The organism is Flavobacterium cupreum (assembly GCF_003996965.1).
GTDB classification, from domain to species: domain Bacteria; phylum Bacteroidota; class Bacteroidia; order Flavobacteriales; family Flavobacteriaceae; genus Flavobacterium; species Flavobacterium cupreum.
In genome coordinates, this window is sequence record NZ_QWDM01000258.1 from 1 (window position 1) to 280 (window position 280).

The following is a 280-nucleotide window of genomic DNA, read 5'->3' on the forward strand; positions in this document are numbered from 1 at the left end:
GGAAGGTCTCGGTGAACACCACCGGGGTGCCCGGGTCGCCCTCTTGCGTGCACGGATAGGTCACCGCGTTCTCGCGCTCGAGGCGCTCCCAGGTGATGCCGCCGATGCTGGGCATGGTGCGGCGCATCTCGTCGAACACCTGCGAAACGTGGGTGTAGGCCCAATTGAGGCCGAGCCGCACGGCCATCTGTTCGATGATCCACAGGTCCTGGCGCGCCTGGCCCGGCGGTTCGAGCGCCTGGCGCCCGATCTGCACCAGCCGGTCGGTGTTGGTGAAGCT

General features: G+C 67.9%; 1 pseudogene. It reads right to left on the reverse strand.

What is annotated here, in order from left to right:
- A pseudogene (locus D0817_RS27355) lies at nt 1-280 on the reverse strand (hypothetical protein); the annotation flags it as partial.